Source organism: Citrobacter sp. Ce129 (assembly GCF_030334545.1).
In the GTDB taxonomy this organism is placed as follows: domain Bacteria; phylum Pseudomonadota; class Gammaproteobacteria; order Enterobacterales; family Enterobacteriaceae; genus Citrobacter; species Citrobacter europaeus.
Window position 1 is genome coordinate 1 of sequence record NZ_JAOWDS010000019.1, and the last position, 289, is coordinate 289.

Annotated in this window: 1 protein-coding gene; it reads left to right on the forward strand. The window is 53.6% G+C overall.

The window, feature by feature from the left end; all coding sequences use genetic code 11:
- Nucleotides 1-289: hypothetical protein (locus OGV77_RS24780; protein WP_286502524.1), on the forward strand; the 289-nt coding region annotated here is incomplete at both ends.

Sequence of the window (289 nt, forward strand, 5' to 3'; positions counted from 1 at the left end):
GCAATCAACTGGCCGAGCGTCAGTCACTGCTGCAGGCGTTTTACCAGAACGATGCGATCAACAAAGAGCAGTACGAACTGCTGAAGCAAAAGGCGGATAAAGATTCCGCTGATGCGCAGTACCAGACGGCGGTGGAGCTTTATAAGTCGCAGGGAAACCTGAACAGCCTCGCCATTGGCCTGATGGAAACCACCCAGGAGCGAACCTCTAACATGCTGACCGGCATGCTGAATGGTACACAGACACTCCGGGACGGGATGATTGGGTTATTTTCCTCCCTGACACAGTC